Raw genomic sequence first — 24,450 nt, forward strand, 5'->3', positions numbered from 1 at the left:
CCTCTCTGCCGGAGAGCGACTCCGTGACGCTCACTCGAAGAAGCTGATCGTCTTCAACGATTCCTATTCGCAAGGCCACACCACCATTATTTCGCGCTTGGACGAAAACCTTTCCGCGCGGGGGGTAATCACTCGTGGGGGTGAGCGTGGAGGCCACCATGAAGATTGACATATATAGTCGCTAAAGCGACACTATATGTATGTTTCTCACCAGCAGTGACGTTGCCGAGTGGCTTGGAGTGTCCACACGCCAGGCCCAGCGCATCTCCTCCACAGGTGTGCTCGAGGAGCGCAAATTCGGGTCACGATATGCCTACTCTGCACGGGAAGTGGAGGCAATCATGCGGACTCAATCACGTGGCAGGAACTGGTCGACATCGACCCGAGCGGCAGCCTTAGACCTGCTGAGCACCGGAAACACGCAAATCCTCTCGGGCTCGCCACGAAGCCGGCTTCGCAACCGTCTCAGGAACAGCCCTCCAGGAGCAATCAGTCGCCAGATTCTGCGGAGTCGAGTCCGTCTTCACAGTCCAGCCACCCCCGCGAAACCCGGGTTCTTCCAGCCCACCCTGCTGGAAACCTGGGGATTGAGTGGCCTGGGCGGAACCGGTGTTGTCCTTGTCGAATCGCCCGAACACTCCGTTAGAGCAACGGGTCTCGTCCCGGACCCCGAAGGACGCGTCGTGGTCGTCACGGGCGATGCGCAACACAGAGAGATTTACGAGGCACTGAGCCTCTACACCTTCGGCGATTATCGCGAAATGATTGCCGCCACAGAGTGGCTATCCACTCGTCAATCCACTCTGTAATGACCCGACCGGCGGTTACCAAGCGGTTTGGTGCGGGGATGATGGACCAACGGCCTTGGCCACAAGCAGAAGAAATTTCGAAGGCGTTACCTGCCCGCTCGTGGACTCTCATCGGGGGTGGGATGGTGCAACTCCATTCACTTCTCAAAGACCTACCGCCGACTCGCGCGACGACCGACGTGGACGCCGCCCTTCATCTAGAAACGGGCGTTATTTCTTTCTCCCAAACTGCAGTCGCACTGGCAAAGCTCGGCTATCAACTCGACGAACGCCAGCACTTTGCTTACCGGTTTTTTCGCGATAGAGAAACTGTGGACGTGTTGTGTAGCGACAGGTTTGCGGCAACCCGGAAACCCCAGTATCAAGGACGGCCCCTCTTTGGAGTTCCGGGCGGGACCCGAGCGCTTCAAGACACGATCAACGTGCGGATACAACACCCAGGAGGCACCTTCGATATCAGTCTTCCCAGTGCTCGGGGAGCACTCATTTTGAAGGGCGCGGCGTTCATCGAGGATTCCCGGGATCGCCAACGCCACCTTTCTGATGGAGTGGCCCTACTGGCCTGTCTGGAGAATCTGGACCACATCTTTGACGGTCTGAGCGGCCGCAGCAGGAAGCGAATTCGAGCGATTGCCAGGGCTGCCCGTCACACTCCTTCAGTGTGGAACCTCGTGGACACAACAACCCGCGCCCGCGCTGAAGAAGCGTTGGTCGCTATCGGGCTCACCTGACCCATCGGGAACAGGGTCAACCCGCCGCAGACTGATCCGGCTCCTCGTGCTGCTCCAAGAACTCAAAGAGTTCCACGTCGGACACTCCAGGGAACGTGCCGCCGTGGAGCGGCGAGAGGGTGTGGGCTTGGAGCCTGGCCGAGGTCCAGGCTTTGCCCGACCACTTGGCGGTCATGTCTGCTTCGGGGCGGCGACAGCATTCCAGTTCGGGACAACTGGAGTGGGTGCGCTCGGTGGTGTCACGCCCGCGGAACCATTTCGCGTCGTCAAACGCCGCCCCCACGGTGATGGAGAATTCGTCCGCCTGGCCGGTGCCAATTTGGGTGGATTCCCAAAAAGTGCCCTCGGGGGTGTCGGTGTATTGGTAGTACTCGGTGGTGCGGTTGGTGCGGGCAAAGGCTTGCCGTGCTGACCAGTGCCGGCAGACAATTTGCCCTTCTGTCGCCCCGGTGACATCGGTCGGGAGGCGAAGCCCATCATTTTCATACGCCTTATACACACCGCCGTCGTCGCCGACGCGCAGAAAGTGCAAGCGGATATCGAGAAACTCGGTGGCGAGGTTGGTGAAGCGAAGCGAGGCGGCTTCGTGGGTGACGCCAAAGGCGTCACGGAAATCTTCGACGGCGATGTTGCGCTGTTTTTTCGCGTCCCTCAAAAAGTCGACCGCTTGGGTTCTGGGCATCAGGCAGGCGGCGGCGAAGTAGTTGATTTCGAGACGCTGCTGGAGAAACTCTTCATAGGTTTGGGGGACCCGGTGTTTGAGCAACAGGTGTGCCATGGCCTGAAGCGCCATCGAGCGCAGACCGTGACCACCGGGGATCGATGCCGGCGGCAGGTAGATGCGACCGTTTTCTAGATCGGTGACCGAGCGGGCCGTTTTGGGCAGGTCGTTGGCGTGGACGATGTCAAAGCCCAAAGACTTCGCCATCAATTCGACTTCGCGGTGGGTAATCGCCCCCGACTGGTGTCCACTGACTCCCACCAGGTCCTCAGCCAGGGTTTCCAACTCCGGCAGGTAATTATTGGCTTCGCGCATTCGAAGACGCTGTTCGGTGTTCGCCCGGCGGGCCTCTTCCGGTGTCGCCAACGCTTGCTGTTCGCGCCGATGAATCTCGCCGTAGAGTCCGTTGAGGGCCGCTAAGACATCGTCGGTTGTCGAGCGGGTAATCCGCGGCGGCTGCAGACCAAGGGAGTGAAAGAGCGGTTCATTCACCGACTCCCGCCATCGTTGCTCCAGCGCCGCCCGGGGGCTGGGCGGACTCTGGTTCAGCAGTTCGGCAAGGTCCACCTCCAGAGATTCGGCCAGCGCATTCAACAGTGACACTTTGGCTTCGCGCTTACCGTTTTCGACCAGCGAGAGTGCACTGGCGGTGACTCCGACGTGTTCACCGAGGTCCTCAAGGGTGAATCCACGCTGCTGGCGGAAGTGTCGGATGCGTTGTCCTAGTACATCGAGAGAAGACATTTCATCACAATATCGCAAAAAACAGGCTTTTTGACACCATAAATGCCGGTTGTCCCACCGATTAATTGACAAAACTAGTCACATCCACCCCGTAGTCACCCGAAAGAGACGGTCATGACCCTTCTCATGAATGCCCCCACCACCACCCTCACCGTGACCCCCGAAGACGTCGTCGCCTTTGTCGACCAGTGGCAACAGACCCTGCAACCCGACAACGTGGTGTGGTGTGATGGCTCGACCCGCGAGCGCCACGAGCTCATCCAGCTGATGCAAGACCAGGGCACCATCGAGCCGCTGAACGCCGAATTGCGCCCCTACAGTTTTGTCGCCCGAAGCGAACCGACCGACGTGGCCAGGGTCGAATCGCGGACGTTTGTCTGCTCGGTCGACCCCGAGGACGCCGGCCCCACCAACAACTGGGTCGCCCCGGACGAGATGAAAAAGACGCTGTTGGAGCTCCAAGACGGCGCCATGCGCGGTCGCACGCTCTACGTGGTGCCCTTTTCCATGGGTCCCATCGATTCGCCCATGGCCCGCTACGGGGTGCAAATCACTGACTCGCCCTACGTGGTCGTGAGCCTCCACCTGATGGTGCGAGTGACCAACCAGGTCTTGGCGAATATTGCCGCGGGGTCCGACTGGGTGAAATGCGTCCACACCGTGGGCGCACCACTTGATGACGGACAAGAAGACGTCGCGTGGCCGTGTCACGAGACCAAATACATTTCGCACTTTCCCGAGACCCGGGAGATCTGGTCCTTCGGCTCCGCCTACGGCGGCAACGCACTGCTGCCGAAGAAAGCCTTCGCCCTGCGCCTCGCCTCGGCGATGGCGCGTGAGGAGGGTTGGATGGCCGAGCACATGCTGCTCGTGCGACTGACCAGCCCGGAGGGGAAGAGCTACCACATGGTGGCCGCTTTCCCCAGCGCCTGCGGGAAAACAAACTTCGCGATGATGCAGCCGTTACTGGAGGGCTGGAGTGTGGAAACCCTGGGTGATGACATCGCCTGGCTCGCCATCGGAGACGACGGCAGACTGCGGGCGATTAACCCGGAGGCGGGCTTCTTCGGTGTCGCACCGGGGACGTCACACTCGACCAACCCGGTGGCGATGGACACGCTCTGGGGGCACACCATTTTCACCAACGTCGCCGTCACCGAGGACGGTGACGTCTGGTGGGAGGGAATGACCAAGCAGGCCCCGGAGGGGCTCACCAACTGGCGGGGCCAGCCACACGACCCGCAGTCTGGTCAGACCGCTGCACACCCGAATGCTCGCTTCACTGTCGCGGTCGACCAGTGCCCGAGTTTGGCCTCCGACTGGGATGACCCCGACGGGGTGGTCATCGACGCCATCATTTTCGGTGGTCGCCGCTCCGACACCGTCCCCCTCGTCGTGGAAGCACGCGACTGGGATCACGGTGTCTACCTGGGGGCGACCATCGCCTCGGAGCAAACCGCCGCGGCCGAGGGCACCGTGGGTGTGCTTCGCCGGGATCCCTTCGCCATGCTGCCCTTCGCCGGCTACCACATGGGCGACTACATGTCGCACTGGCTGGAGATGGGTGAGCGTCTTCGCGCGAACGGTCGCGTACCGCGTATTTTTCAGGTCAACTGGTTCCAAAAAGACGACGACGGTCGGTTCATCTGGCCGGGATTTGGCGACAATATTCGCGTCGTCAAGTGGATGATCGAGCGCATTGAAGGGCAGCGAAGCGCCAACGACACGGCACTGGGCTTGACCCCGCACCCGGAAGATCTCGATATCGACGGGGCGCCGATTAGCCCGGAGGCACTGCGAGGGCTGCTCGAGGTCCAACCGGACTTGGCCCGAGCCGATCTCGACGCCGCCGAAGAATTTCTCGACACCTTCGGCGAGAAGTTGCCGGAGGCCATTCGCCGCCAACTCCAGGCCGCCCATTCACGCCTGGACTAGCGGCGCTTTTGACCCCGCGGTCAACTACGACAGACTGAAGTAGTGCAGCGGGTAGTTGTCATCACGGGGGCAAGTTCGGGTATCGGGCGTGCCGCCGCGATCGAACTCGCCAGACGCGGGTGGCACGTCGCCGTCGCGGGCCGAGACCCCCAGCGCACACAAGCGGTGGCCGAGGCGACCGGCGGGGACGCATTCATCGCCGACTTCGACTCCCTGGACAATGTCCGAGGCCTGGCGGTCCAACTGCGTGAGACCCTGCCGCGCATCGACGCGTTACTCAACAACGCCGGGGGGATCTTGGCCAGTCGCGAAGAAAGCGTCGACGGTCATGAACTGACCCTGCAGCGAAACGTGTTGGGCTCGGTGCTTCTCACCGAGACCCTGCTCCCCACACTCGTGGAGCACAACGCCCGCGTGGTGCACACCTCATCGGTGATGAACCGAATCGCGAAGCTGCGACTCGATGACTTGGACTACCGAAACCACCCCTTCCAGGGGGGTTGGCGGCCCTACGCCGATGCCAAATTGGGGGTTATTTTGTATGCCCGGTCACTGCTCGCGCGCAGTGGCCTGGAGAGCTATCCCGTCCACCCCGGGTACGTGGCCACGAGTTTTGGCCCCGACACGTGGCTCGCGCGAACCACCCTGCGCCTGACCCGAAGCCTTCAAATTAGCGCCCCGGCGGGCGCTGCGCCCCTCGTGCATTTGGTGGACACGCCCGAACTGGGTGTCGACAACGGGACCTACTTTGACGGCCTACTGCCTGGCGGAGCGACCCATCCGCTGGCGGACAACCCGGAAACACTTCGCCGCTACGAGAAAGAAGTACTCGCTCGCGTAGGCTAAGCCCCGACCGTATATTCGGAAAGGACTCCCGCGATGCGCGCTCCCGCTCTCGCCCCCGCCTCGCTGATCGTGGGCCTGGCTCTCGTGCTCTCGGGCTGCCAGTCCATTCAAGGGGTCATTGATTCGGTGACGGGCGAGGCATCCACCGAGAGCGCAGAGTCGGCAGACTCGGCGGAGACCGACAGCGCCGAAGAATCTTCGACCGAGGTGGCCCCCGATGCCCCCGAGGTGGAAGAAAATACCGAAGAAGAGACGACAGCACCGAGCGTTGAAGCCGCTGTTCCATCCTGTTCCAGCCTGTACAGCGACGCTCAGACGGTCGCCTTTGAACAGGAGGGCCGCCAGCCAGAGGGCGACATCAGCCAAGACGGTTACGGCTATGGCACCACCAACCAGGATCTGATCGCCCTGCTCGAGGGTGTGCGCAGCGACCTGCGCGTCTCCTGCACCTGGTACCTGCCACCCGAATTTAGCTCGACCACGTCAGTCGCGGTCTTGAGCACAGAAGAAATGGGGGTCGTGGAGGACATCCTCTCCCCCGCCGCCGATTCGCAAACCACCCTGGGGGCGGGTTCGCTCTGGAAGATCGAATCGAGCAGCTCGAACATCTCCGGCGAATACACCGCCAATGAAAGCCACTTCATCACCCAGACACCGTGTCCCGAATCTCTCGCGGCGACAAACTGCTCCGTCTGGTTCACCTCGACAAACTCGTCGGGTAGCTCAGAGGAGCTCACCCGTGATGCCGCAATCGTCTTCGGGGCTCTCAGCGAGTAACACCCCCACCGCTCGTCTCACCACCCGTCTCACCGCGCGTTGCATTGGCCATTCCAATCAGGGCGCTCCAATCAGGGCGCTCCAATCAGGGCGCTCCAATGAGCGGGTTAGTAACCCGCGGGTGAGCGGGTGGCCTCCGGAAGCCTCGATTCGATCTGGGCGGCGAGAGCCATCACGGTGGCATCACCGCCGGGGTTACCCACCAGTTGTGCCCCTGCGGGCAGACCCTCCGGGCTGTATGTGGTCGGCACAGCAATGGCCGGCAAGCCGGCCACGTTCACAAAACTCGTCCACGGGGTGATGTCGACCTGCTGGCGGAAGTTTCGCCAGGCATCTACTTGGTCATACCAGCCCAGTGCGGGAGGTGGGCCATTGAGGCCGGGGGTCAACATCGCATCGAACTGGCCAAAGGTGCTTATCGTGTCCTGCTCAAAAGAGCGCAGGCCCGCCAGTGCCCGAACCAGTTGGACACCGCTCACCTTCATTCCCTCCTCGATGAGAAACCGCGTCAGCGGCTCCAGGGCCACCCGCGCCTCCTCCGGCACGGGCAGGCTCGCCGCGTTTGCCGTCCAGAGGGTGACAAAGTCCTCCGCGTAGTGGCGACTGGGCTGCCAGTCACACTCCACCAGCTCGTGACCCGCGTCCACCAGAGCGTCGCGGGCACGAGAAAAGGCCTCGAGGGCGAGTGGATCGGGGGTAATCGCCCAGTCCTCGGGCCACGGCGACGCGCTCGTCCAGCCAATTCGCCGCGGAGTGAATCCCTCTGTCACCCCGGCCAGGTAGGAACCGGGCTCACCCGGTGCTCTCGTCGCCCACGACCAGTCACCGCGCACGAGAAGGTCGGCGGCGAGCGCCAGATCCTCAACACTCCGGGTGATCAGCCCCGGAACAGCCAGGCCGCCCAAAAACTCAAAACCACTGCCTGCCGGGACGAGCCCCCGAGAGGGCTTCCAGCCGACCAGACCACAGGAGAGTGCGGGAATACGAATGGAGCCTCCCCCGTCGGAGCCGGGGGCAAAGGGGAGCATTCCGGCGGCGACCGCGGCGGCCGCGCCACCGCTCGAGCCGCCGGCGCTGCGCGATACGTCGTGCGGGTTTTTGGTCGGGCCCATCGCCAGCGCCTCACTCGCCGCGGCCATGCCAAATTCTGACGTGGCCGTCTTTCCCACACTGATCGCGCCGACACTATCGAGCCAGGTCGCCATCGGATCCGACTGGTCGGCGGGGGGTTGATCGGCGGTGAGCGCTGAGCCGTAACGGGTGGGCATACCCTCTCGGTGCACCAGGTCCTTATCCGCACTGGCGAGCCCCGTCAACGCCGTGGCGGTCGGCCCCGCCAGCTGATCGTCCACCGCGGCAGCACGCCGCCTCGCATACTCCGGGTCAACGTGGACAAAAGCGTTCAGCCCCGGGTTGAACCTCTCGATGCGCTGGAGGTAGTACTCGGTCAATTCCGATGCGCTGATCTGGCCCGTCGACAGGGCGTTGTGCTGGTGGGCGAGGCTGTGCTGATGCCAAATAGTCACGCCCTCAGGCTAGTAGCCACCGAAAAGGTCACCGACCTGAGGATTTTTCCCGGAGTTATTGCCTATAATCGAGGGCCAGGGAGGGATTTCTCGATATGAGCCACACACGGCACGCGAACGTCCTCCTCCCGCCCGCCCTGCTCCTCGTTGCCCTGCTCGTGGGCTGTCAAGCAGCAGACGTCGCGGACGTTCCGGAAGAGGTCGAAACGCCACAGGATGAAGTCGATGACGGCGCACAGGTCCCCGAAGATCTCGAGTTTGTTCTGCCCTCAAGCTGTCAGGGCATTTTGCCCGAAGCGCAACTCGACAGCCTGATCGCCGGCGACATCGATTTGCTGCGCGGTCCCGGCAGTGGCTCCACCGACACGGTCTATCCGGAGGGTCCCTCCCCGCAAGAAGAGCGCGGGGGTATTAGCTGCCTCTTTGGCAACACTGAAGAGACCGAAACCTTCACCCTCAGTGTGGCGCCGATGACCCAAACATCCCGGGCCGAAGTGATCGATGGCCTTCTCGCCCAACAGCTAAACCCCGGTCAAACCAGCGACGGCGTGTTGACCTACTGGATTCAAGGCGACGGTGACACCGTGCCGGCGATCTATAACGCCCTCTACCCGGACGCCTGGTACGAGGCACTCATTTTCCCGGGAGGCCGCCTGGCCTACGAAGAAAGCTCTTCCTTGGTCGCCCAAATGCGCCAGCACACCACCGAGCGTGCCAACTAGCCCCAACCGCTGGGAACACTCCCTGCCTCGAGCACTCCCCGCTGCCTGGGCACACGCAGCGCAGCGGGACATGAGCGACCAACTCGCCGCGCTCGGCAAGCGCCTCGATGAGCGCGAAGAGCCCATCGTGCCCGAACCGGAGCGGGTGTTTCGGGCACTGAGCGTAGATCCGGATCGGGTTCGAGTGGTCATCATCGGCCAAGATCCCTACCCCAACCCCTCCCACGCCAGCGGCTTAGCCTTCTCGATTCCCCGGGGTGTCTCGCCGCTACCGCCGAGTGCGAAAAACATCCGCACCGAACTACACAGCGACCTCGGCCTCCCGGTGGGCCAGCACTTGGACCTGGATTCCTGGGCGCAGCAGGGGGTGTTGTTACTCAACCGCCACCTCACCACCGCTGCCGGCCAGCCCGCCGCCCACACAGATCTGGGCTGGTCAGAAATCACCAACTGGCTGATCGACCGGGTCGTCGACGCATCGCCCCAGGCTGTGGCGATTTTGTGGGGCCGGCACGCCAGACGGCTCGCGGGACGAATGGGACCGTTGGGGGTGATCGAATCGGCCCACCCCAGCCCGCTCTCAGCCCACCGAGGCTTTTTCGGTTCACAGCCCTTTAGTCGGGCAAACGCCCTGCTCAGCGAGCGCGGCGTATCCGCCATCGACTGGCGCCTGCACTGACTGGCGCCTGCCCTGACTGGTGCCTGCACTGACGGGTGCCAGTCGTACCGACACCTCGAACGAGGCGGTGTGGGACACGGTAGCCTGCCAGTTCGGAGGGTAATTGTGCTGGAGTCGGAATATCAGAGTCGGCGACGACCACCTCGCCACCTGGTGACCCCGCCCTCGCCGCAGCCGGATTTTTCCTACTCGCTGCGCGAGGCCACCCGGGAGGACTTACCCTCAATCCTCGCTCTCTATCGCCACTACGTGCGAAACTCCGTGGTCACCTTCGACGAAAAGCCGCCCACCCTCAGAGCGTTTCGAGCGCAGTTCGACCACAACCAGAAGTTGGGTTACCCGTTTGTCGTCGCGCACTCCCCCAGTGGAGACATTTTGGGCTACGCCCGGGCTCAACTTTTTCGGGATAAAGCCGCCTTTCGCCACACCGTCGAATCGACCATCTACTTGGGCCCCGCCTCCACCGGGAGGGGCTTGGGCCGGGCGCTTCTGACCGAATTGATCGAGCGCTGCGAACAGGCCGGGATTCGAGAAATGATCGCCGTGATCGCCGATTCGGGGGCCGAAGCCTCACTGGCTCTGCACCAGAAATTGGGCTTTGTCGAAACCGGTCGGATGGGAAAAGTGGGTTATAAGTTCGAGCGCTGGATTGGCATCGTGACGATGCAAAAATCCCTGCGGCGCAAATAACCCCAGCCCCAGAAGTGTTACGCACTGTGACACCCGGGGGTGACAAGCCTCCCCCGCCGGCTTACTGTGAAAGCCACCCCAACCATCCCATGAGGAAGAGAAGTCATGTCTGACTGGAAGTTTGAAACCCAGCAAATCCACGCCGGCGCCGGAGTCGACTCCGGAACGAAAGCCCGCGCGACCCCCATCTACCGCACCACCGCGTACGTCTTCGACAGTGCGGAGCACGCCCAGAACCTCTTCGCGCTGGCCGAGTTTGGCAACATTTACACCCGCATCATGAACCCCACCCAGGATGTCGCCGAACAGCGCATCGCGGCGCTGGAAGGCGGCACTGCGGCACTGCTGTTGGCCTCCGGCCAGGCAGCCACCACCACCGCCATCTTGAACATCGCGCAGTCGGGTGACCACATCGTGAGCTCCAGCTCCGTCTACGGCGGCACCTACAACCTGTTTAAGTACACGATGGCCAAACTGGGCATCGAGGTCACCTTCGTCGAAGACCAAGACGACGAGAAGGAATGGGCTGACGCCATCCGACCCAACACCAAAGCCCTCTTTGGCGAAGTCATCCCCAACCCGCGCATCAACGTGCTCGACATCCAGAAAGTGGCGGATGTCGCCCACGCCCACGACCTTCCGCTGCTGGTCGACAACACCGTGCCCAGCCCCTACCTGGTGCGGCCGCTGGAACACGGTGCCGACATTGTGATCCACTCCGCAACCAAGTTCCTCGGTGGCCACGGCACAGTGGTGGCCGGAGCGATTGTCGACGGCGGGTCATTCCCCTGGTCGAAACACGCCGACAAGTTCCCGGGGCTAACCGAACCAGACCCCAGCTATAACGGCGCCAGCTACACCGGTGTGTTGGGTGACGCGATCGCCTTCATCATCAAAGCCCGCGTGCAGCTGCTGCGTGACATGGGTGCCGCGGTGTCGCCGGATAACGCGTTTGCCATCCTCCAAGGCATCGAAACCTTGAGCCTGCGCATGGAGCGCCACTGCGATAACGCCCAAAAGGTCGCCGAGTGGCTAGAAGCCCACCCGCAGGTGGCCAGCGTGAACTACGCCGGGCTGCCGAGCAACCCGTCCTACGGCCACGCCCAGCGCTACGCCCCCAAGGGTGTCGGTGCTGTCTTGAGCTTCGAAATCAAGGGCGGTGTGGACGCCGGTCGCGCCCTGGTCGACAGCGTCGAGCTGCACAGCCACGTGGCCAACATCGGTGACGTGCGAAGCCTGATCATCCACCCGGCCTCCACCACCCACTCGCAGTTGACTCCCGAGCAGCAGCTCACCGCCGGAGTGACTCCCGGGTTGGTGCGCTTGAGCGTCGGACTGGAACACGTCGATGACATCATCGCCGACCTGGAAGCGGGCTTCCAGGCAGCCGCGAAAGCGTAGCGGCGAGGAGCTCCGGGCGGGGAGCTGACAATCCTGCGAGAATACTCTCACCATGGATTGGCAGCTCCCCTCCGACTCTGTCCCCAGTGCGTTTGTCACTGAGGCTCTCTCACAGACCCTGAGGGGAACACCGCCGGTCACCGGTGCGTGGCGAGACGGTGATCACCTGGGGAGTCGACGCTTTGCGCAGACCGGTCCCCTCGAGACGGAAACGGGCGAAAACATTGCGCACGTGCGCATCGCCTACGAAATGTTCGGTGAACTAAACGCCGACCGGTCCAATGCTGTGTTGGTCTTTCACGCACTCACCGGCGACTCCCACGTGACGGGCCCGGCCGGGCCCGGCCACCCCACCGGTGGCTGGTGGTCAGGCATTGTCGGCCCCGGATTGGCGGTGGATACCGAACGTTGGGCGGTCATCGTTCCCAATATTGTGGGCGGCTGTCAAGGATCTACCGGGCCCGCCACGGTTGCTCCCAATGGCCACGAATGGGGCTCGCGCTTTCCCTACCTCACCATCCGTGACCAAATCCAGCCCATTCGGACACTCGCCGACGAGCTCGGTATCGAGCGTTTTCACGCCGTCATCGGCGGCTCGATGGGCGGAATGCACGCTCTGGAGTGGGCGCTGTACTCCCCCGAGGCCACGGCTCGCCTGGGCCTGATCGCCACCACCGCGGTGACCAGCGCTGACCAATTGGGAGTGAACTCGGTCCAACTGGAAGCGATCAACATCGACCCGTCCTTTCACGGCGGTGACTACTACGACGAAGACGAAGGCCCCTACCGCGGGTTGGCTCTCGCCAGACGCATGGCGTTATTGAACTACCGCTCCGCCACGGAACTCAATGAGCGATTTGAGCGCAGTTGGCAGGGAAAACGCTCGCCGCTGGGCGATCACGGTCGCTTTGCGGTGGAGAGTTACCTCGACTTCCACGGAAACAAGTTCACCAGACGCTTTGACGCCAACAGCTACCTCGCCCTCGTACACGCCATGAACAGCCACGATGTGAGCCGCGGCCGCGGCTCACTCCACGAGGTGTTGGCGTCGCTGACGATGCCGACCATCGTCGTGGGTATCGACTCGGATCGGTTGTTCCCCCTGGATCAGCAACAATTCCTCGCCGCCCACATCACCGGACTCATCAGCGCAGACGCCCAGCCCGCCGTCGTCTCTTCGCCGTTTGGTCACGATGGTTTTCTCATCGAATCGGAACCCGTGGGGGCAGAAATTCGCCGACTCCTCGAGCACGACGCCTAACAACAGGACGCCTCACACACCCGACGCCGAAAAACCAGGTGCCTCTGCGCCCTACGAGTCGTCTTCATCGCCCTGGCCCACAAGCGACGCCACCACGGGCGAGAGCTCCCGGGCGAGCTCCAGCGCCAATACCGGACCGGGTTGGCCGGCACCAGAGTGTCGACTGAGCCTGGAGGCCGCCTCCTGGTGAACCAGGACAGCGGCGGCCGCGGTGAAGGCCAAGTCGTCAAAGGACCACTGCGGGAGGCGACGAAGGGCCCCCAGGGCGCCCAATAGCCCCGCCAATACGTCACCGGTCCCCGCCGTCGCCAACCACGCGGTCCCGGCCGGGAGGCGGTAGGCGAGGCCTTCGGGGTGAAAGATTTCTGGTCGGTGGCCCTTCAGCACCACGACCACACCCCAGTGCGCGGCGAGCGCCTCCGCCCAGGCGGAAGGGTCCGCACCGGGCAGGTGAAGCGCCTGGGCGAGGCGGGTCATTTCACCGGCGTGCGGGGTGAGGATTCTTGGCCCCCCGATGTGTGGGGCGTCACCGAGCGCCGCGGCGTCGATGATTCGCGGTGCGTGGTCACCCAGTTCACACAGCGCGACCCGCGCGGTGATGTCCGCACTGGAGCCTTCTGGCATACCGGAGCCCACCACCAAGGAATCGATTCGCCCGGGAACCGCGACAATTTCGGGGCGCGTGTGGAGGGCGAGCTCGGCGGCTCGGGTCGGGGCAATCAGGCGGACCATGCCGGCACCGGCGCGCATTGCCGCCTCGGCGGCGAGCGCTGCCGCCCCGGGGTAATCGTCGGAACCCACAGCGAGTCCCACTACTCCGCGCGAATACTTGTCGTCTTCGGGTTGTGGAGCCTGGATGATGCCGGTGACATCGTCGAGGGTGAGTTCAAACAGTCCCGCCATTAGCGCCCCTGACTTCGCACCCCGCGCCGGGTCGCATCGCGCACCTCACCGACGAGCTCCTCGATGATGTCTTCGAGAAACAACACCCCGGTGGTCTGACCGGATTCGTCCATCACCCGGGCCAGGTGCGAGCGGGTGCGCCGAAGCATCGCCATAGCGTCTTCCAGATCCGTATCGGCGACCACCGAAATCAGTGAGCGCAAGCGTTTTGGCGGGAGCGGGTAGTCGTACTGCTGGGGATCGATGTCGAGGACGTCTTTAATGTGCAGGTAACCGTTGGGTTCACCGTCGTCATCGACGAGGACGTAGCGACTAAACCCGTGCTGGGCGAGCGCGTGCTCGACGTCGTGGGGTGTGGCCCCTTCGGGCAGGGTGATCAAATCGGCGAGCGGGATGGCCACATCACGCGCCGTTTTTTCGGTGAATTCAAATGCAGCCGTCAGCGCCCCCGTGTGGTCTTCGAGAATTCCTTCGCGGGTGGATTCGGCGACAATTGTCGCGACCTCATCGAGGGTGTAGGCGCTGGTTGCTTCCTGTTTGGGCTCGACCCCGGTCAGTCGCAAAATGGCGTTGGCCACGGCGTTCAGGCCGCGGATGATGGGCGAAATAATCGTGGAGACGAGCACCAGGGGTGGGGCCAACAGCAAGACTGCTTGTTCGGGCAGTGAGAACGAAATGTTTTTGGGCACCATTTCGCCCAGCACCACGTGCAGGTAGGTGACGACCAACAGGGCAATGATGAAGGCAATGGTGCTCACCCACGCCGGGTCGATACCGATTGATCCCAGCGGAATTTCCAAGAGGTGGTGCAGGGCCGGCTCACTGACCAACAGGATCAGCAGCGAGTTGACGGTAATGCCCAACTGGGACGTCGCCAACATCAACGTGGCGTGCTCCATCGCGTAGAGGGCGGTCTTCGCGCGTTTGGAGCCCTCTTCCGCCCGGGGTTCAATTTGGGAGCGCTTTGCCGAAATGACGGCAAATTCGGCGCCCACAAAAAACGCGTTACCCGCCAGGAGGAAAAACAGCCAAAAAATGCCCCACCAGTCCTCACTCACAGCAGTTCCACCTCCTCGGGTTTAATATCCGGGGTGAAACGCAGGCGCTCCACGCGGCGGCCATCGAGGCGCTCCACGCGAATCGTGCCCGAATCGATTGTCACCGTGTCGCCCACTTCAGCCAGGCGTCCCAACTGTTCGATGACGAACCCGGCGACCGTTTCAAAGTGGCCCTCCTCGGGAAGCGCGACCCCGGTCTGGTCTTCTAATTCGTCGGGGCGCCAGCGCCCGGGGAAGGTAAACCAGTCTCTGGCGCGGACCACATCGAGCGGGCGGCGATCGTGCTCGTCGGAGACCTCACCGATGAGCTCCTCCACCAAGTCCTCCAGCGTGGCCACACCCGACGTGCCGCCGTATTCGTCGAGCACGATGGCCAACTGGTAACCGCGGCCGCGAAGTTCTGTGAGCAGTGCATCGAGGGGCATCGTCTCGGGTACCCGGACGACCTCTGACTGTAGGGCTGAGGCCGGCACGTCGCCGCGTCGCTCGCGCGGCACCGCCATCGCCGCTTTGATGTGGACGACACCGCGGACTTCGTCGATCGATTCGTCGATGACGGGGAAACGACTCAACCCGGTGCGACCCGCCAACGCCACAATGGCTTCGGCGGTGTCGCTGCGGTGGACCGATTCGACCCGGGTGCGCGGTGTCATCACGTCTTCCGCCTTCAACTCGGCAAACGCGAGGGTCCTCGAGAGCAGGGTAGCGGTGTCTTGCTCCAACAGGCCGTGCAGCGCGGAGCGACGCACCAGCGCGGAGAGCTCATCGGCGGTGCGCGCCGCGGAGAGCTCTTCTTTGGGCTCGACGCCCACGGCGCGCAAGATTTTGTTGGCGCTGCCGTTGAGCACCGCGATGAAGGGACGAAACGTCCAGGTAAAGGCCAACTGCAGGGGGATCAGGACTTTCGCCGTCGCCTCCGGCACGGCGAGAGCATAGTTTTTGGGCACCAACTCGCCGACGATCATCGACAGTCCGGTCGCCAACACGATGGCTAAGACCGCCCCGACCGGTCGGACGAAATCCTCGCCCAAGCCGAGGCCTCGGAGCGGACCCGCGAGGTAGTAGCTAATCGAGGGCTCCAGGGTGTACCCCGCGAGCAGAGTGGTGAGGGTAATGCCGAGCTGGGCACTGGAGAGATGGGTCGAGGTGCGCTTGAGTGCGGCGATGGTGGGGCCGTAGCCCTTGACCCCGCGCTCTCGCCTGGCTTCCAACTCGGAGCGGTCCAAGTTCAGCAGGGCAAATTCGCTGCCGACAAAAACCCCGGTGCCGATGGCTAACAGGATTCCCGTGACAAGCAGGATGAGTTCAGTACTCATCGGGCACTCATTCGAGTGCCCCGCGGTCTATGACCGGAATCTGCTGGCGCAGACGGAGGTTCTCCCATGGTGGCTACACAATAACAGCACACTCGCCGGGGCGTTGGTGAACGTTCACCGGTTGCCACGCGCTAACATTGAGACAACCTTGCCGGACCTATCGGACTAGCACAGTTGAGAGTGGGCATCGCGAAGTGTCGGAATCGGACACCACACAGTCACCCGTCGGTGTAGACAGCAACGATTTTGGAGCCAACCAGTGGTTGGTGGACGAAATGTGGGAAGCGTTTCAACAAAACCCCGATTCGGTCGACCCGGCCTGGCGGGACCTCTTCGAGGGCCGAGCGAGCGAGGTTCCGACCGCCCACCACCAGTCGACGTCTGAGTCAGCACCTCCGGCACCACCGGATCTTCCCGAGGCGCCTCGCACCGCTCAGGTCGAGCCACCCCGCACGGGCGAAATCTCTATGCCCACGACCGGGTCCATCACCACCCCCCAAGCCAAGACCACCTCGACTGGGCCAAAACCCCAACCCATTCCGGCAGAAGCACCGGCTGCCGGCGGGAAAAAAGCCGAGACTCCCGAGGCCGAGGTCGCACCCGAAGGTGACGAAGTCTCCGCATTGCGCGGGATTGCCAAAGCAATCGCGACCAACATGGATGAGTCCTTGGAGGTGCCCACCGCCACCAGCGTGCGCACGGTTCCGGCCAAATTGATGATCGACAACCGCATCGTCATCAACAACCACCTGCGCCGCGCCCGAGGGGGGAAGGTCTCCTTCACCCACCTCATCGCCTGGGCGATGGTGAAAGCGACCAAGGAGCTGCCCAGCCAAAACGTCTACTACGACGTCCAAGACGGCAAGCCCGTGATGGTCAAACCGGCGAACATCAACCTCGGTATCGCGATCGACATGCCCAAACCCGACGGCAGTCGCACGCTCGTGGTTCCCGGTATTAAACGCTGCCAACACATGGGCTTCCAGGAGTTTCTCACCGCCTACGAAAGCGTGGTCAAACGCGCCCGTGAGGGGGCGTTGGAGGCCAGTGATTTCCAGGACAACACGATTTCTCTGACCAACCCCGGCGGTATTGGCACCGTGCACTCTGTGCCCCGCCTGATGAAGGGCCAAGCCTGCATTATCGGTGCCGGTGCACTGGAATACCCGGCCGAATTCCAAGGCTCGGCCAAATCGTCCCTGGCCGAACTGGGCATTGGTAAAACGATTACCCTCACCTCCACCTATGACCACCGGGTTATCCAGGGTGCGGGCTCGGGCGAGTTCCTCGCCAAAATCCACGAGCTGTTGATCGGTGGTGGGGGCTTCTACGAGGAAGTTTTCGCCGCGCTGCGTATTCCCTACATGCCCATCCACTGGGCCGAAGACATCGCCGTCGACCCGGCGGATGCGGTCAACAAAACGGCGCGCGTTCAAGAACTGATCAACTCGTTTAGGGTGCGCGGCCACCTCATGGCCGATGTGGACCCGCTGGAGTATCGCCAACGCTCCCACCCGGATTTGGAAATCGAAAGCCACGGGTTGACCTTCTGGGATCTCGACCGTGAGTTCGTCACCGGCGGCTTCGGCGGCCGACGCACGATGCTGCTGCGCGAAATCTTGGGTGTTCTTCGCGATTCGTACTGCCGCACCATCGGCATCGAATACATGCACATCCAAGACCCCGAACAGCGCAGCTGGTTCCAATCCCACCTGGAGCAGCCCTACGAGAAACCCGCCCACGACGCGCAAATGCGAGTGCTCTCGAAGTTGAACCAGGCGGAAGCCTTCGAGACCTTCCTGCAGACCAAATACGTGGGCCAAAAGCGCTTCAGCCTCGAAGGCGGCGAATCCACGATCACCCTGGTGGACGAAATCCTCCAGCAGGCCGCCGAAACGGGTCTCGATGAGGTGGCGGTCGGCATGGCCCACCGCGGCCGACTCAACGTGTTGGCCAATATTGCGGGTAAAACCTACGGGCAAATTTTCCGCGAATTCGAGGGAACACAGGACACCAGCAGCGTCCAAGGCTCCGGTGACGTGAAATACCACCTGGGCACCGAAGGGGCGTATACGAGCCCCGGCGGCCACAGCATTCCCGTCTACCTCGCCGCCAACCCCTCCCACTTGGAGGCCGTCAACGGGGTGTTGGAAGGAATCGTCCGCGCCAAACAGGACCGTCTGGAACCGGGCCGGTTTGGGGTGTTGCCCGTTCTCATCCACGGCGATGCGGCGATGGCGGGCCAGGGTGTGGTGTTTGAAACCATGCAAATGTCGCGCCTGCGGGCCTACCGCACCGGCGGCTCGGTCCACGTGGTGGTCAACAATCAGGTCGGTTTCACGACACTGCCCCACGATGCCCGCTCCACCGTCTATTCCACCGACGTGGCCAAAACGATTCAGGCTCCCATCTTCCACGTCAACGGCGACGACCCCGAAGCGGTCATGCGTGTGGCCGAACTGGCGTTTAAGTACCGCCAAGAGTTCCACTCCGACGTCGTGATCGACCTCGTGTGCTACCGCCGTCGCGGTCACAACGAAGGTGACGACCCGTCGATGACCCAACCGCTGATGTATAACCTCATCGAAGCCAAGCGCAGCGTGCGAAACCTCTACACCGAGTCGTTGGTCGGTCGAGGCGATATCACCCCGGAGGAATTCGAAGCCGCCCAAACCGACTTCCAGCGACGCCTCGAAGAGGCTTTTGCGGAGACTCACGCGGTTCAGACCGGAGTCATCGAGGTAGCGTCTGCGGACCAGGGAGCCATCAGCGGTGTGGAGCGACCAACGGCTCAGCGAGACGACCGCGTCGAGGTTCCCGAAACCACCGGTGTACACACCGATGTCCTCCACGCCATCGGCGACGCCCACCAGAACATTCCCCCCGGTTTCACCGTTCACCCCAAATTGATGCCGCTGTTGACTAAGCGCTTCGAGATGAGCCGAAACGGCGACATCGACTGGGGCTTTGGTGAGCTCTTAGCCCTCGGCTCAGTCCTGCTGGAGGGAACACCGGTGCGGCTGGTCGGCCAAGACTCCAGGCGTGGGACGTTTGTCCAACGCCACGCGGTCATGCACGACCGGGTCAACGGTCAAGAGTGGTTACCCCTGATGAACCTCTCGGACACCCAAGCCCGGTTGTCCATTTACGACTCGCTGCTGAGCGAATACGCGGCGCTCGCCTTTGAATACGGCTACTCGGTGGAGCGCCCCGACGCCCTCGTACTCTGGGAAGCCCAGTTCGGTGACTTTGTCAACGGCGCCCAAACCGTGATCGACGAATTTATTTCCTCGGCAGAGCAAAAATGGGGACAGCGCTCCGGCGTGGTGTTGCTCCTCCCCCACGGTTATGAGGGCCAAGGCCCCGACCACTCCTCTGCGCGGATCGAACGGTTCTTGCAGTTGGGGGCCGAAAACAATATGACCATCGCCCGGCCCTCGACTCCGGCCTCCTATTTCCACCTGCTTCGCCGCCAGGCCTACCAGCGCCCGCGTCGACCGCTCGTGGTGTTTTCACCAAAGGCCATGCTCCGGCTCAAGGGAGCCTCCAGCGGTGTCGAGGAACTCAGCACGGGGACATTCGAACCCGTGATCGGCGATCACAGCATCACCGATCGCTCCCGGGTGACCCGGGTACTCATTCACGCCGGCAAAATCCACTACGACTTGGCCGCTGAGCGCGAATCTCGCGGCGCCCAGCACGTCGCACTGGTTCGAATGGAGCAGTTCTACCCGCTCCCCGCCGAAGCACTCCGCGCCGAGCTAGAGTCCTACCCGAACGCGGAATACGTGTTTGTTCAAGACGAACCAGAAAACCAGGGTGCCTGGCCGTTCATGGCGGTGGAATCGTTGGGGGCAGAGCTGCCGACGTTGCGCGTCATTTCACGTCCCGCCGCCGCATCACCGGCGACGGGTTCGTCAAAGCGCAGCGGCGAAGAGCTCCAACTCATTCTCGACCGCTCGTTCGACTAGGCCACACCCTCCGGCAGAGGTCTCGGGCCCCGCGAGCTGTTGCGCCGCTGGCTGTTGTCCCGCTATCTGTTGTCTGTGGAGGTCAGGCTCTGGAGAATGTGGGTTTTTAAGTCGGCGGGTGCCTCCTCGCAGCAGGCGCGCTGCACGGCCTTGGAGAGTTGCTGGCCGACTCGCCATTCGTCTTCACACGGCGGGCAACACGCCAAGTGCTCGGCCACATCGTTTCCGGTGTGTTCGTCTGTCTCGCCGTGGAGGTAGTCCTCCATCACCACGCGTGCTTTATCGCAACCGCAATCAGCCATGGTCTACCTCCTGGGGGTGGGTCCGCTGGGTGTGATAGTCGCCCAGTGCTTCGCGCAGCTCACGCCGGCCGCGGTGGAGCCGACTCATCACCGTACCCACCGGGGTCTCCATGATCTCGGCAATTTCGTGGTAGCGGAAACCTTCCACGTCGGCCAGGTAAATCACCATTCGACGCTCCTCGGTGAGCGCTTGCAGCGCTCGGCGAATTGTTTCGTCGGGAATCCGATCGATCGCTTCGGCCTCGGCCGAGCGTGCCCTCGATTGGGTCAGCGAGGCCGCGTCGCCCACCTGCCAGTCCTCGAGGTCGTCTAAGCCCTCTTGGATACCGGCTTTGGAGCGTTTGCGGTAGAGGTTGATGTAGGTGTTGGTGAGGATGCGAAAAAGCCAGGCTTTGAGGTTGGTGCCCTGTTGAAACTGGTGAAACGACTGGTAGGCCTTGAGGTAGGTCTCTTGGACCAGGTCGGCGGCGTCGGAAGGATTTTTGGACAGGCGCATCGCTCCGGCATACAACTGGTCGGCAAAGACCATCGCCTGGTCGACAAAATCTTCCGACGAGGAAGGCCCTGTCGAAGAGGGCCCTGCCGAGGACCGCTCTGCCGATGCGGCGTCCGCGGAGAGGTCACTGTCCGGATTGTCCACCATTGTCGCCCAGTCTAGGGATGATTCGCCCGGAAACCCACGGGAGGCCCCCGCCGCACAACACACCGCAGTAGGTGTGGTTTTCCGGCGGCCGTGGCTCGCCACCGCGGGGTGTAGCAGTGTCTGCTGGGCACTCACGTTGGGCTCTCCCCACTTCCTGTCGTCTGGCGCTACTCTTAATAACTAATGGGTAGCGAAAATCATTCCCCCGATTCGACATCGTCGTGGCAGGCCCCGGTAGCCGGAAGAATTCTCGACGCATCGCTGGAATTGCCGGGCTCAAAATCTCTGACCAACCGGGAACTGGTCCTCGCGGCACTCGCGAGTGGACCCTCCACCATTTCCGGGGGTTTGCGCGCGAGAGACACCGAACACATGATCGACGCGCTTCGGGTATTGGGCGCCCAGATCGACATTGACGAGGCGGCCGGGTCCGAGACCTGGCGAGTCGAGCCCATCTCGTTTGGATCCATTTCGGACACGCCTCCGGTGATCGACTGTGGTCTCGCCGGCACGGTGATGCGTTTTGTCCCGCCCATGGTGCTGCTGGGTTTCCAACCCGTACAGTTTCGAGGCGACGAGCGCGCAAGCCACCGGCCCATGTCGGGAGTGTTCGAGGGTTTGCGACAGCTGGGCGCGGAAGTCTATGACCAGGGCACGATCGGGCTCCCCTTCGAAGTGCAACCGGGGGCTCTGCCCACCACCGATCACACCGTGACCATCGACGCATCAGCGTCCAGCCAGTTCGTGAGCGGGCTGCTCCTCACGGCACCACGTCTGCCCGCACCACTGACCATCGCCCACACGGGCCCGAGTGTGCCGTCCCTGCCCCACATCGACATGACGCTGAAGTGTCTTGCCGATCGCGGCGTGCAGGTGGAATCAGACCACGCCAGCCAGTGGCGAATAACACCACAACCTATCGACCCCACCGATGTTCAGATCGAGCCAGACCTCTCAAACGCGGCGCCCTTTCTGGCGGCGGCGCTCATCGCCGGCGGTCAAGTCGCCGTTCGCCACTGGCCACAAAGCACCACCCAGGTGGGTGGGCGCTTACCCGAGCTTTTGCGCGCTTTTGGTGCCCTGGTGGAGCGCGAGGACGACACGCTGATGGTCCAGGGCGCCGGTGTGGGCCCGGGAATCGGCCTCGAGCCCGTCTCGATGGACTTGGGAGCAGCCGGTGAACTGGCGCCCACGCTCGTCACGCTGGCCCTCTTTGCCCACGGGACATCCACGTTTCGGGGAATCTCCCACTTACGAGGCCACGAGACCAACCGGCTCGCCGCGCTCGTGGAGAACATCACCGCCCTGGGCGGTGTCGCGACCGAAACAGAGGACGGCATCATCGTCACCCCCGCGCCCCTCCACGCCGGGACCTGGAAGGCTTTTGGCGACCACCGGATGGCGACATCCGGTGCCATGGTGGGCCTCGCCGTACCCGGTGTCGAAGTGGACGATATTGACCAAACCGCGAAGACCCTGCCCGGCTTTGTCTCTCTGTGGTCGCAGATGCTGCGAGGAGACCATTCGTGAGCTCGAGGCTGGGCGATGACGACTGGGTCGATGCCTACGAAGAATCCCTCGATAGCGCCCAGGCGGGTCGACGGCCGCGCAGTAAACAGCGCCCCGCACACGCCGACGCCAGCCCCGCAATGGTCATCGGAGTCGACCGTGGACGATACGACGTCGTCTTAGACGACTCTGGCGCCACCCGGGTTCGAGCCAATCGTGCCCGGGAACTGCGCAACACCGCCATCGTGGTCGGCGACCGTGTCGACGTCGTCGGTGATGTGAGCGGCGACGAGGGCACCCTGGGCCGGATTGTGCGAGTCCAGGAGCGCTCCAATGTGCTGCGCCGAAGCGCGGACGACACCGACCAGTTCGAACGCGTCATTGTCGCCAATGCCGACCACTTACTGATGGTGGTCGCGACCGCCGACCCGGAACCGCGCCCCAGGCTGATCGATCGCTACGTAATCGCCGCTCTCGATGCCGGCATTGAACCCATTTTGTGTGTGACGAAAGCCGATGTGCACCCGGCGGATTGGCTGCGCGACTACGCCGCGCAATTAGACATTCCCGTTGTGGTGCTGGGTACCGATGGTGCTCCGGACGATGAGGCCGCCCTGAGAAGACTGTTGGCCGATCGCACCACGGTCGCCGTGGGCCACTCCGGGGTGGGCAAATCCACTCTGGTCAACCGCCTCGTTCCCGACGCCCACCGCGACGTCGGTGTGGTCAACGTCGTCACCGGGCGCGGGCGACACACGTCGAGCTCGAGCCGCGCCCTGGAGCTTCCCGATGGGGGATGGATTATCGACACCCCCGGGGTGCGCTCATTCGGTTTGGGCCACGTCACACCGGAGGCCATCGACCGGGGTTTTGTCGACCTCCAGCCCTTCCTGGAGCGCTGCCCGAGAGGCTGTGGCCACAGCGAATCGGAGCCAGACTGCGCTCTCACCCAGGCGGGGGTCACCGGGGAGCTCGATGCGCGCCAAAGGGCGCGCGCCGAATCGCTGATTCGCCTGCGGGGCTTGGCGCTGGAACACTCCGGGCACGCCCGAGCCTCGGACTAGCGCCCTCGACTAGCCTGAAGACGTGGCGCTTACTTTCTCTCCCGCAGATGACCTTTCCCTTGCCCTCGCGGCAGCCGCCGACGCCGACTTAATCTCTATGGCGCGCTTCCAGGCCGCCGACCTGCACACCGACACCAAAGTCGACTCCACGCCCGTCACCGATGCCGATCGTGCGGTGGAAGACAGGGTGCGAGCGGTCATCCGGGCGGCGAGGCCGCGCGACCAGATTGTGGGCGAAGAGCGCGGACACAGCGCGGGTTCGGAGAGCACCAGAGAGTGGGTCATTGACCCGATCGATGGCACCGCCGGGTTTAGTCGCGGCTTACCCATTTGGGCGACGCTGATTGCCCTCACGATCGACGGTGTTCCCCAAGTCGGTGTGGTGAGTGCGCCGGCGCTCGGCCAACGCTGGTGGGCAGCCAGTGGCCGTGGTGCGTGGACGAGGCAACACGGTGTCACCAGGCCCATTCGGGTGAGCGGGATTGACAGCCTCGACCAGGCCGTCATCAGCTACAACAGCCTTCCCGGCTGGTTGGAGGCGGGAGCCCACGACCAACTGATGAGCCTGGTTCAATCGGTCTGGCGCGCACGCGCGATCGGCGACTTTTGGTCCTACATGCTCGTCGCCGAAGGGTTATTGGAAGTGGCCGGTGAGTTTGACCTGCAGCCCTATGACATTGCTGCGCTGTGGCCGATTGTCACCGAAGCGGGGGGCCGATTTAGCGCTCTGGATGGTTCACAAGACCTCGGGGCAGGATCCGCCCTTGCCACCAACCAGCTCCTCCACGACGATGTTCTCGCCATCATGCGAGGCCACAGCTGATGGCCGCGAGGCCGAGTAG

21 protein-coding genes are annotated in these 24,450 nt (G+C 63.0%); 14 read left to right on the plus strand and 7 right to left on the minus strand.

All coding sequences use genetic code 11. The features are described 5' to 3' along the window. Positions 1-587: 587 nt before the first annotated feature. A complete protein-coding gene (locus RI518_RS04405; RefSeq protein ID WP_310689467.1) occupies positions 588-809 on the plus strand; it encodes a hypothetical protein in 222 nt (73 codons plus the stop codon). Beyond that, entirely contained in the window at positions 809-1,540 is a 732-nt protein-coding gene (locus RI518_RS04410; RefSeq protein ID WP_310689468.1) for a hypothetical protein, read from the plus strand. The genes RI518_RS04405 and RI518_RS04410 overlap by 1 nt, the downstream gene beginning before the upstream one ends. Before the next feature lie 16 nt (positions 1,541-1,556). Here RI518_RS04410 and RI518_RS04415 read toward each other — a convergent pair whose 3' ends face one another. After that, on the minus strand, positions 1,557-3,005 hold the full coding sequence (locus tag RI518_RS04415; protein WP_310689469.1) for a helix-turn-helix domain-containing protein: 1,449 nt from the start codon (positions 3,003-3,005) through the stop codon (positions 1,557-1,559). A 114-nt stretch (positions 3,006-3,119) separates the two neighbouring features. Here RI518_RS04415 and RI518_RS04420 point away from each other — a divergent pair, with 114 nt between their 5' ends. The 3 genes from RI518_RS04420 to RI518_RS04430 are packed head-to-tail and all read left to right on the plus strand — an operon-like array spanning position 3,120 to position 6,563. Continuing rightward, positions 3,120-4,940 carry a phosphoenolpyruvate carboxykinase (GTP) gene (locus RI518_RS04420; RefSeq protein ID WP_310671438.1) on the plus strand — a complete coding sequence of 607 codons (1,821 nt, stop codon included), beginning with the start codon at positions 3,120-3,122 and terminating at the stop codon, positions 4,938-4,940. Between the two features lie 42 nt (positions 4,941-4,982). Continuing rightward, positions 4,983-5,786 (plus strand): SDR family NAD(P)-dependent oxidoreductase, encoded by an 804-nt coding sequence (locus tag RI518_RS04425; RefSeq protein WP_310671436.1) that lies wholly within the window; start codon positions 4,983-4,985, stop codon positions 5,784-5,786. A gap of 33 nt (positions 5,787-5,819) precedes the next feature. Further along, the gene (locus tag RI518_RS04430) at positions 5,820-6,563 is read left to right on the plus strand and encodes a hypothetical protein (RefSeq protein WP_310671435.1); all 744 of its coding nucleotides are present in this window, start codon (positions 5,820-5,822) and stop codon (positions 6,561-6,563) included. Between the two features lie 107 nt (positions 6,564-6,670). On the opposite strand, the gene RI518_RS04435 is transcribed toward RI518_RS04430, so the two are convergent. Beyond that, positions 6,671-8,089, minus strand: coding sequence for an amidase (locus RI518_RS04435; RefSeq protein WP_310671434.1), 1,419 nt, complete (start codon positions 8,087-8,089; stop codon positions 6,671-6,673). 95 nt (positions 8,090-8,184) lie between these two features. On the opposite strand from RI518_RS04435, the gene RI518_RS04440 reads away from it, so the two are divergent. From RI518_RS04440 to RI518_RS04460, 5 genes are all read left to right on the plus strand, one after another. Continuing rightward, positions 8,185-8,811: a hypothetical protein gene (locus tag RI518_RS04440; RefSeq protein WP_310671433.1), complete on the plus strand. Its 627-nt coding sequence runs from the start codon at positions 8,185-8,187 to the stop codon at positions 8,809-8,811. Beyond that, on the plus strand, positions 8,801-9,490 hold the full coding sequence (locus RI518_RS04445; protein ID WP_310671432.1) for a uracil-DNA glycosylase: 690 nt from the start codon (positions 8,801-8,803) through the stop codon (positions 9,488-9,490). Before RI518_RS04440 ends, RI518_RS04445 begins: the two co-directional genes overlap by 11 nt. Positions 9,491-9,643: 153 nt before the next feature. Beyond that, positions 9,644-10,180, plus strand: coding sequence for a GNAT family N-acetyltransferase (locus RI518_RS04450; protein ID WP_310671431.1), 537 nt, complete (start codon positions 9,644-9,646; stop codon positions 10,178-10,180). 105 nt (positions 10,181-10,285) lie between these two features. Further along, positions 10,286-11,581: a bifunctional o-acetylhomoserine/o-acetylserine sulfhydrylase gene (locus tag RI518_RS04455; RefSeq protein ID WP_310689470.1), complete on the plus strand. Its 1,296-nt coding sequence runs from the start codon at positions 10,286-10,288 to the stop codon at positions 11,579-11,581. A gap of 52 nt (positions 11,582-11,633) precedes the next feature. Further along, on the plus strand, positions 11,634-12,842 hold the full coding sequence (locus RI518_RS04460) for a homoserine O-acetyltransferase (protein WP_310671429.1): 1,209 nt from the start codon (positions 11,634-11,636) through the stop codon (positions 12,840-12,842). A gap of 51 nt (positions 12,843-12,893) precedes the next feature. On the opposite strand, the gene RI518_RS04465 is transcribed toward RI518_RS04460, so the two are convergent. The 3 genes from RI518_RS04465 to RI518_RS04475 are packed head-to-tail and all read right to left on the minus strand — an operon-like array spanning position 12,894 to position 16,119. Then, positions 12,894-13,745: an ADP/ATP-dependent (S)-NAD(P)H-hydrate dehydratase gene (locus RI518_RS04465; RefSeq protein WP_310671428.1), complete on the minus strand. Its 852-nt coding sequence runs from the start codon at positions 13,743-13,745 to the stop codon at positions 12,894-12,896. Further along, complete coding sequence (locus RI518_RS04470; RefSeq protein ID WP_310671426.1) at positions 13,745-14,803, minus strand: hemolysin family protein; 1,059 nt, start codon at positions 14,801-14,803, stop codon at positions 13,745-13,747. The genes RI518_RS04465 and RI518_RS04470 overlap by 1 nt, the downstream gene beginning before the upstream one ends. Further along, a complete protein-coding gene (locus RI518_RS04475) occupies positions 14,800-16,119 on the minus strand; it encodes a hemolysin family protein (RefSeq protein ID WP_310671424.1) in 1,320 nt (439 codons plus the stop codon). The genes RI518_RS04470 and RI518_RS04475 overlap by 4 nt, the downstream gene beginning before the upstream one ends. Before the next feature lie 194 nt (positions 16,120-16,313). On the opposite strand from RI518_RS04475, the gene RI518_RS04480 reads away from it, so the two are divergent. Continuing rightward, a complete protein-coding gene (locus RI518_RS04480; protein WP_310689472.1) occupies positions 16,314-20,090 on the plus strand; it encodes a multifunctional oxoglutarate decarboxylase/oxoglutarate dehydrogenase thiamine pyrophosphate-binding subunit/dihydrolipoyllysine-residue succinyltransferase subunit in 3,777 nt (1,258 codons plus the stop codon). 62 nt (positions 20,091-20,152) lie between these two features. Here the strand turns inward: RI518_RS04480 and RI518_RS04485 are convergent, their stop codons facing one another. Both RI518_RS04485 and RI518_RS04490 read right to left on the minus strand, forming a co-directional pair. Then, on the minus strand, positions 20,153-20,392 hold the full coding sequence (locus RI518_RS04485) for a zf-HC2 domain-containing protein (protein ID WP_310671422.1): 240 nt from the start codon (positions 20,390-20,392) through the stop codon (positions 20,153-20,155). Then, positions 20,385-21,035 (minus strand): sigma-70 family RNA polymerase sigma factor, encoded by a 651-nt coding sequence (locus RI518_RS04490; RefSeq protein WP_310689473.1) that lies wholly within the window; start codon positions 21,033-21,035, stop codon positions 20,385-20,387. The genes RI518_RS04485 and RI518_RS04490 overlap by 8 nt, the downstream gene beginning before the upstream one ends. Positions 21,036-21,218: 183 nt before the next feature. Between RI518_RS04490 and aroA the strand changes: the two genes are divergently transcribed. From aroA to RI518_RS04505, 3 genes are read left to right on the plus strand one after another with little or no spacing between them, the layout of a single operon-like run. Next, a complete protein-coding gene (aroA, locus tag RI518_RS04495) occupies positions 21,219-22,565 on the plus strand; it encodes a 3-phosphoshikimate 1-carboxyvinyltransferase (RefSeq protein ID WP_310671420.1) in 1,347 nt (448 codons plus the stop codon). Then, complete coding sequence (gene rsgA, locus RI518_RS04500) at positions 22,562-23,608, plus strand: ribosome small subunit-dependent GTPase A (RefSeq protein ID WP_310671419.1); 1,047 nt, start codon at positions 22,562-22,564, stop codon at positions 23,606-23,608. The genes aroA and rsgA overlap by 4 nt, the downstream gene beginning before the upstream one ends. A 22-nt stretch (positions 23,609-23,630) precedes the next feature. After that, positions 23,631-24,431 carry an inositol monophosphatase family protein gene (locus tag RI518_RS04505; protein WP_310671418.1) on the plus strand — a complete coding sequence of 267 codons (801 nt, stop codon included), beginning with the start codon at positions 23,631-23,633 and terminating at the stop codon, positions 24,429-24,431. Positions 24,432-24,450 lie beyond the last annotated feature (19 nt).

Origin of the sequence: Pontimonas sp. (assembly GCF_031581085.1) — a bacterium.
Classification (GTDB): Bacteria; Actinomycetota; Actinomycetes; order Actinomycetales; family Microbacteriaceae; genus Pontimonas.

What these genes read in the sequence shown, in the direction of transcription:
- RI518_RS04415 (WP_310689469.1), bottom strand. Translation starts at nt 3,005, where the DNA reads ATGTCTTCTCTCGATGTACTAGGACAACGCATCCGACACTTCCGCCAG.
- RI518_RS04485 (WP_310671422.1), bottom strand. Translation starts at nt 20,392, where the DNA reads ATGGCTGATTGCGGTTGCGATAAAGCACGCGTGGTGATGGAGGACTAC.
- RI518_RS04430 (WP_310671435.1), top strand. Translation starts at nt 5,820, where the DNA reads ATGCGCGCTCCCGCTCTCGCCCCCGCCTCGCTGATCGTGGGCCTGGCT.
- RI518_RS04475 (WP_310671424.1), bottom strand. Translation starts at nt 16,119, where the DNA reads ATGAGTACTGAACTCATCCTGCTTGTCACGGGAATCCTGTTAGCCATC.
- RI518_RS04440 (WP_310671433.1), top strand. Translation starts at nt 8,185, where the DNA reads ATGAGCCACACACGGCACGCGAACGTCCTCCTCCCGCCCGCCCTGCTC.
- RI518_RS04460 (WP_310671429.1), top strand. Translation starts at nt 11,634, where the DNA reads ATGGATTGGCAGCTCCCCTCCGACTCTGTCCCCAGTGCGTTTGTCACT.
- RI518_RS04410 (WP_310689468.1), top strand. Translation starts at nt 809, where the DNA reads ATGACCCGACCGGCGGTTACCAAGCGGTTTGGTGCGGGGATGATGGAC.
- RI518_RS04420 (WP_310671438.1), top strand. Translation starts at nt 3,120, where the DNA reads ATGACCCTTCTCATGAATGCCCCCACCACCACCCTCACCGTGACCCCC.
- RI518_RS04455 (WP_310689470.1), top strand. Translation starts at nt 10,286, where the DNA reads ATGTCTGACTGGAAGTTTGAAACCCAGCAAATCCACGCCGGCGCCGGA.
- RI518_RS04490 (WP_310689473.1), bottom strand. Translation starts at nt 21,035, where the DNA reads ATGGTGGACAATCCGGACAGTGACCTCTCCGCGGACGCCGCATCGGCA.
- RI518_RS04465 (WP_310671428.1), bottom strand. Translation starts at nt 13,745, where the DNA reads ATGGCGGGACTGTTTGAACTCACCCTCGACGATGTCACCGGCATCATC.
- aroA (WP_310671420.1), top strand. Translation starts at nt 21,219, where the DNA reads ATGGGTAGCGAAAATCATTCCCCCGATTCGACATCGTCGTGGCAGGCC.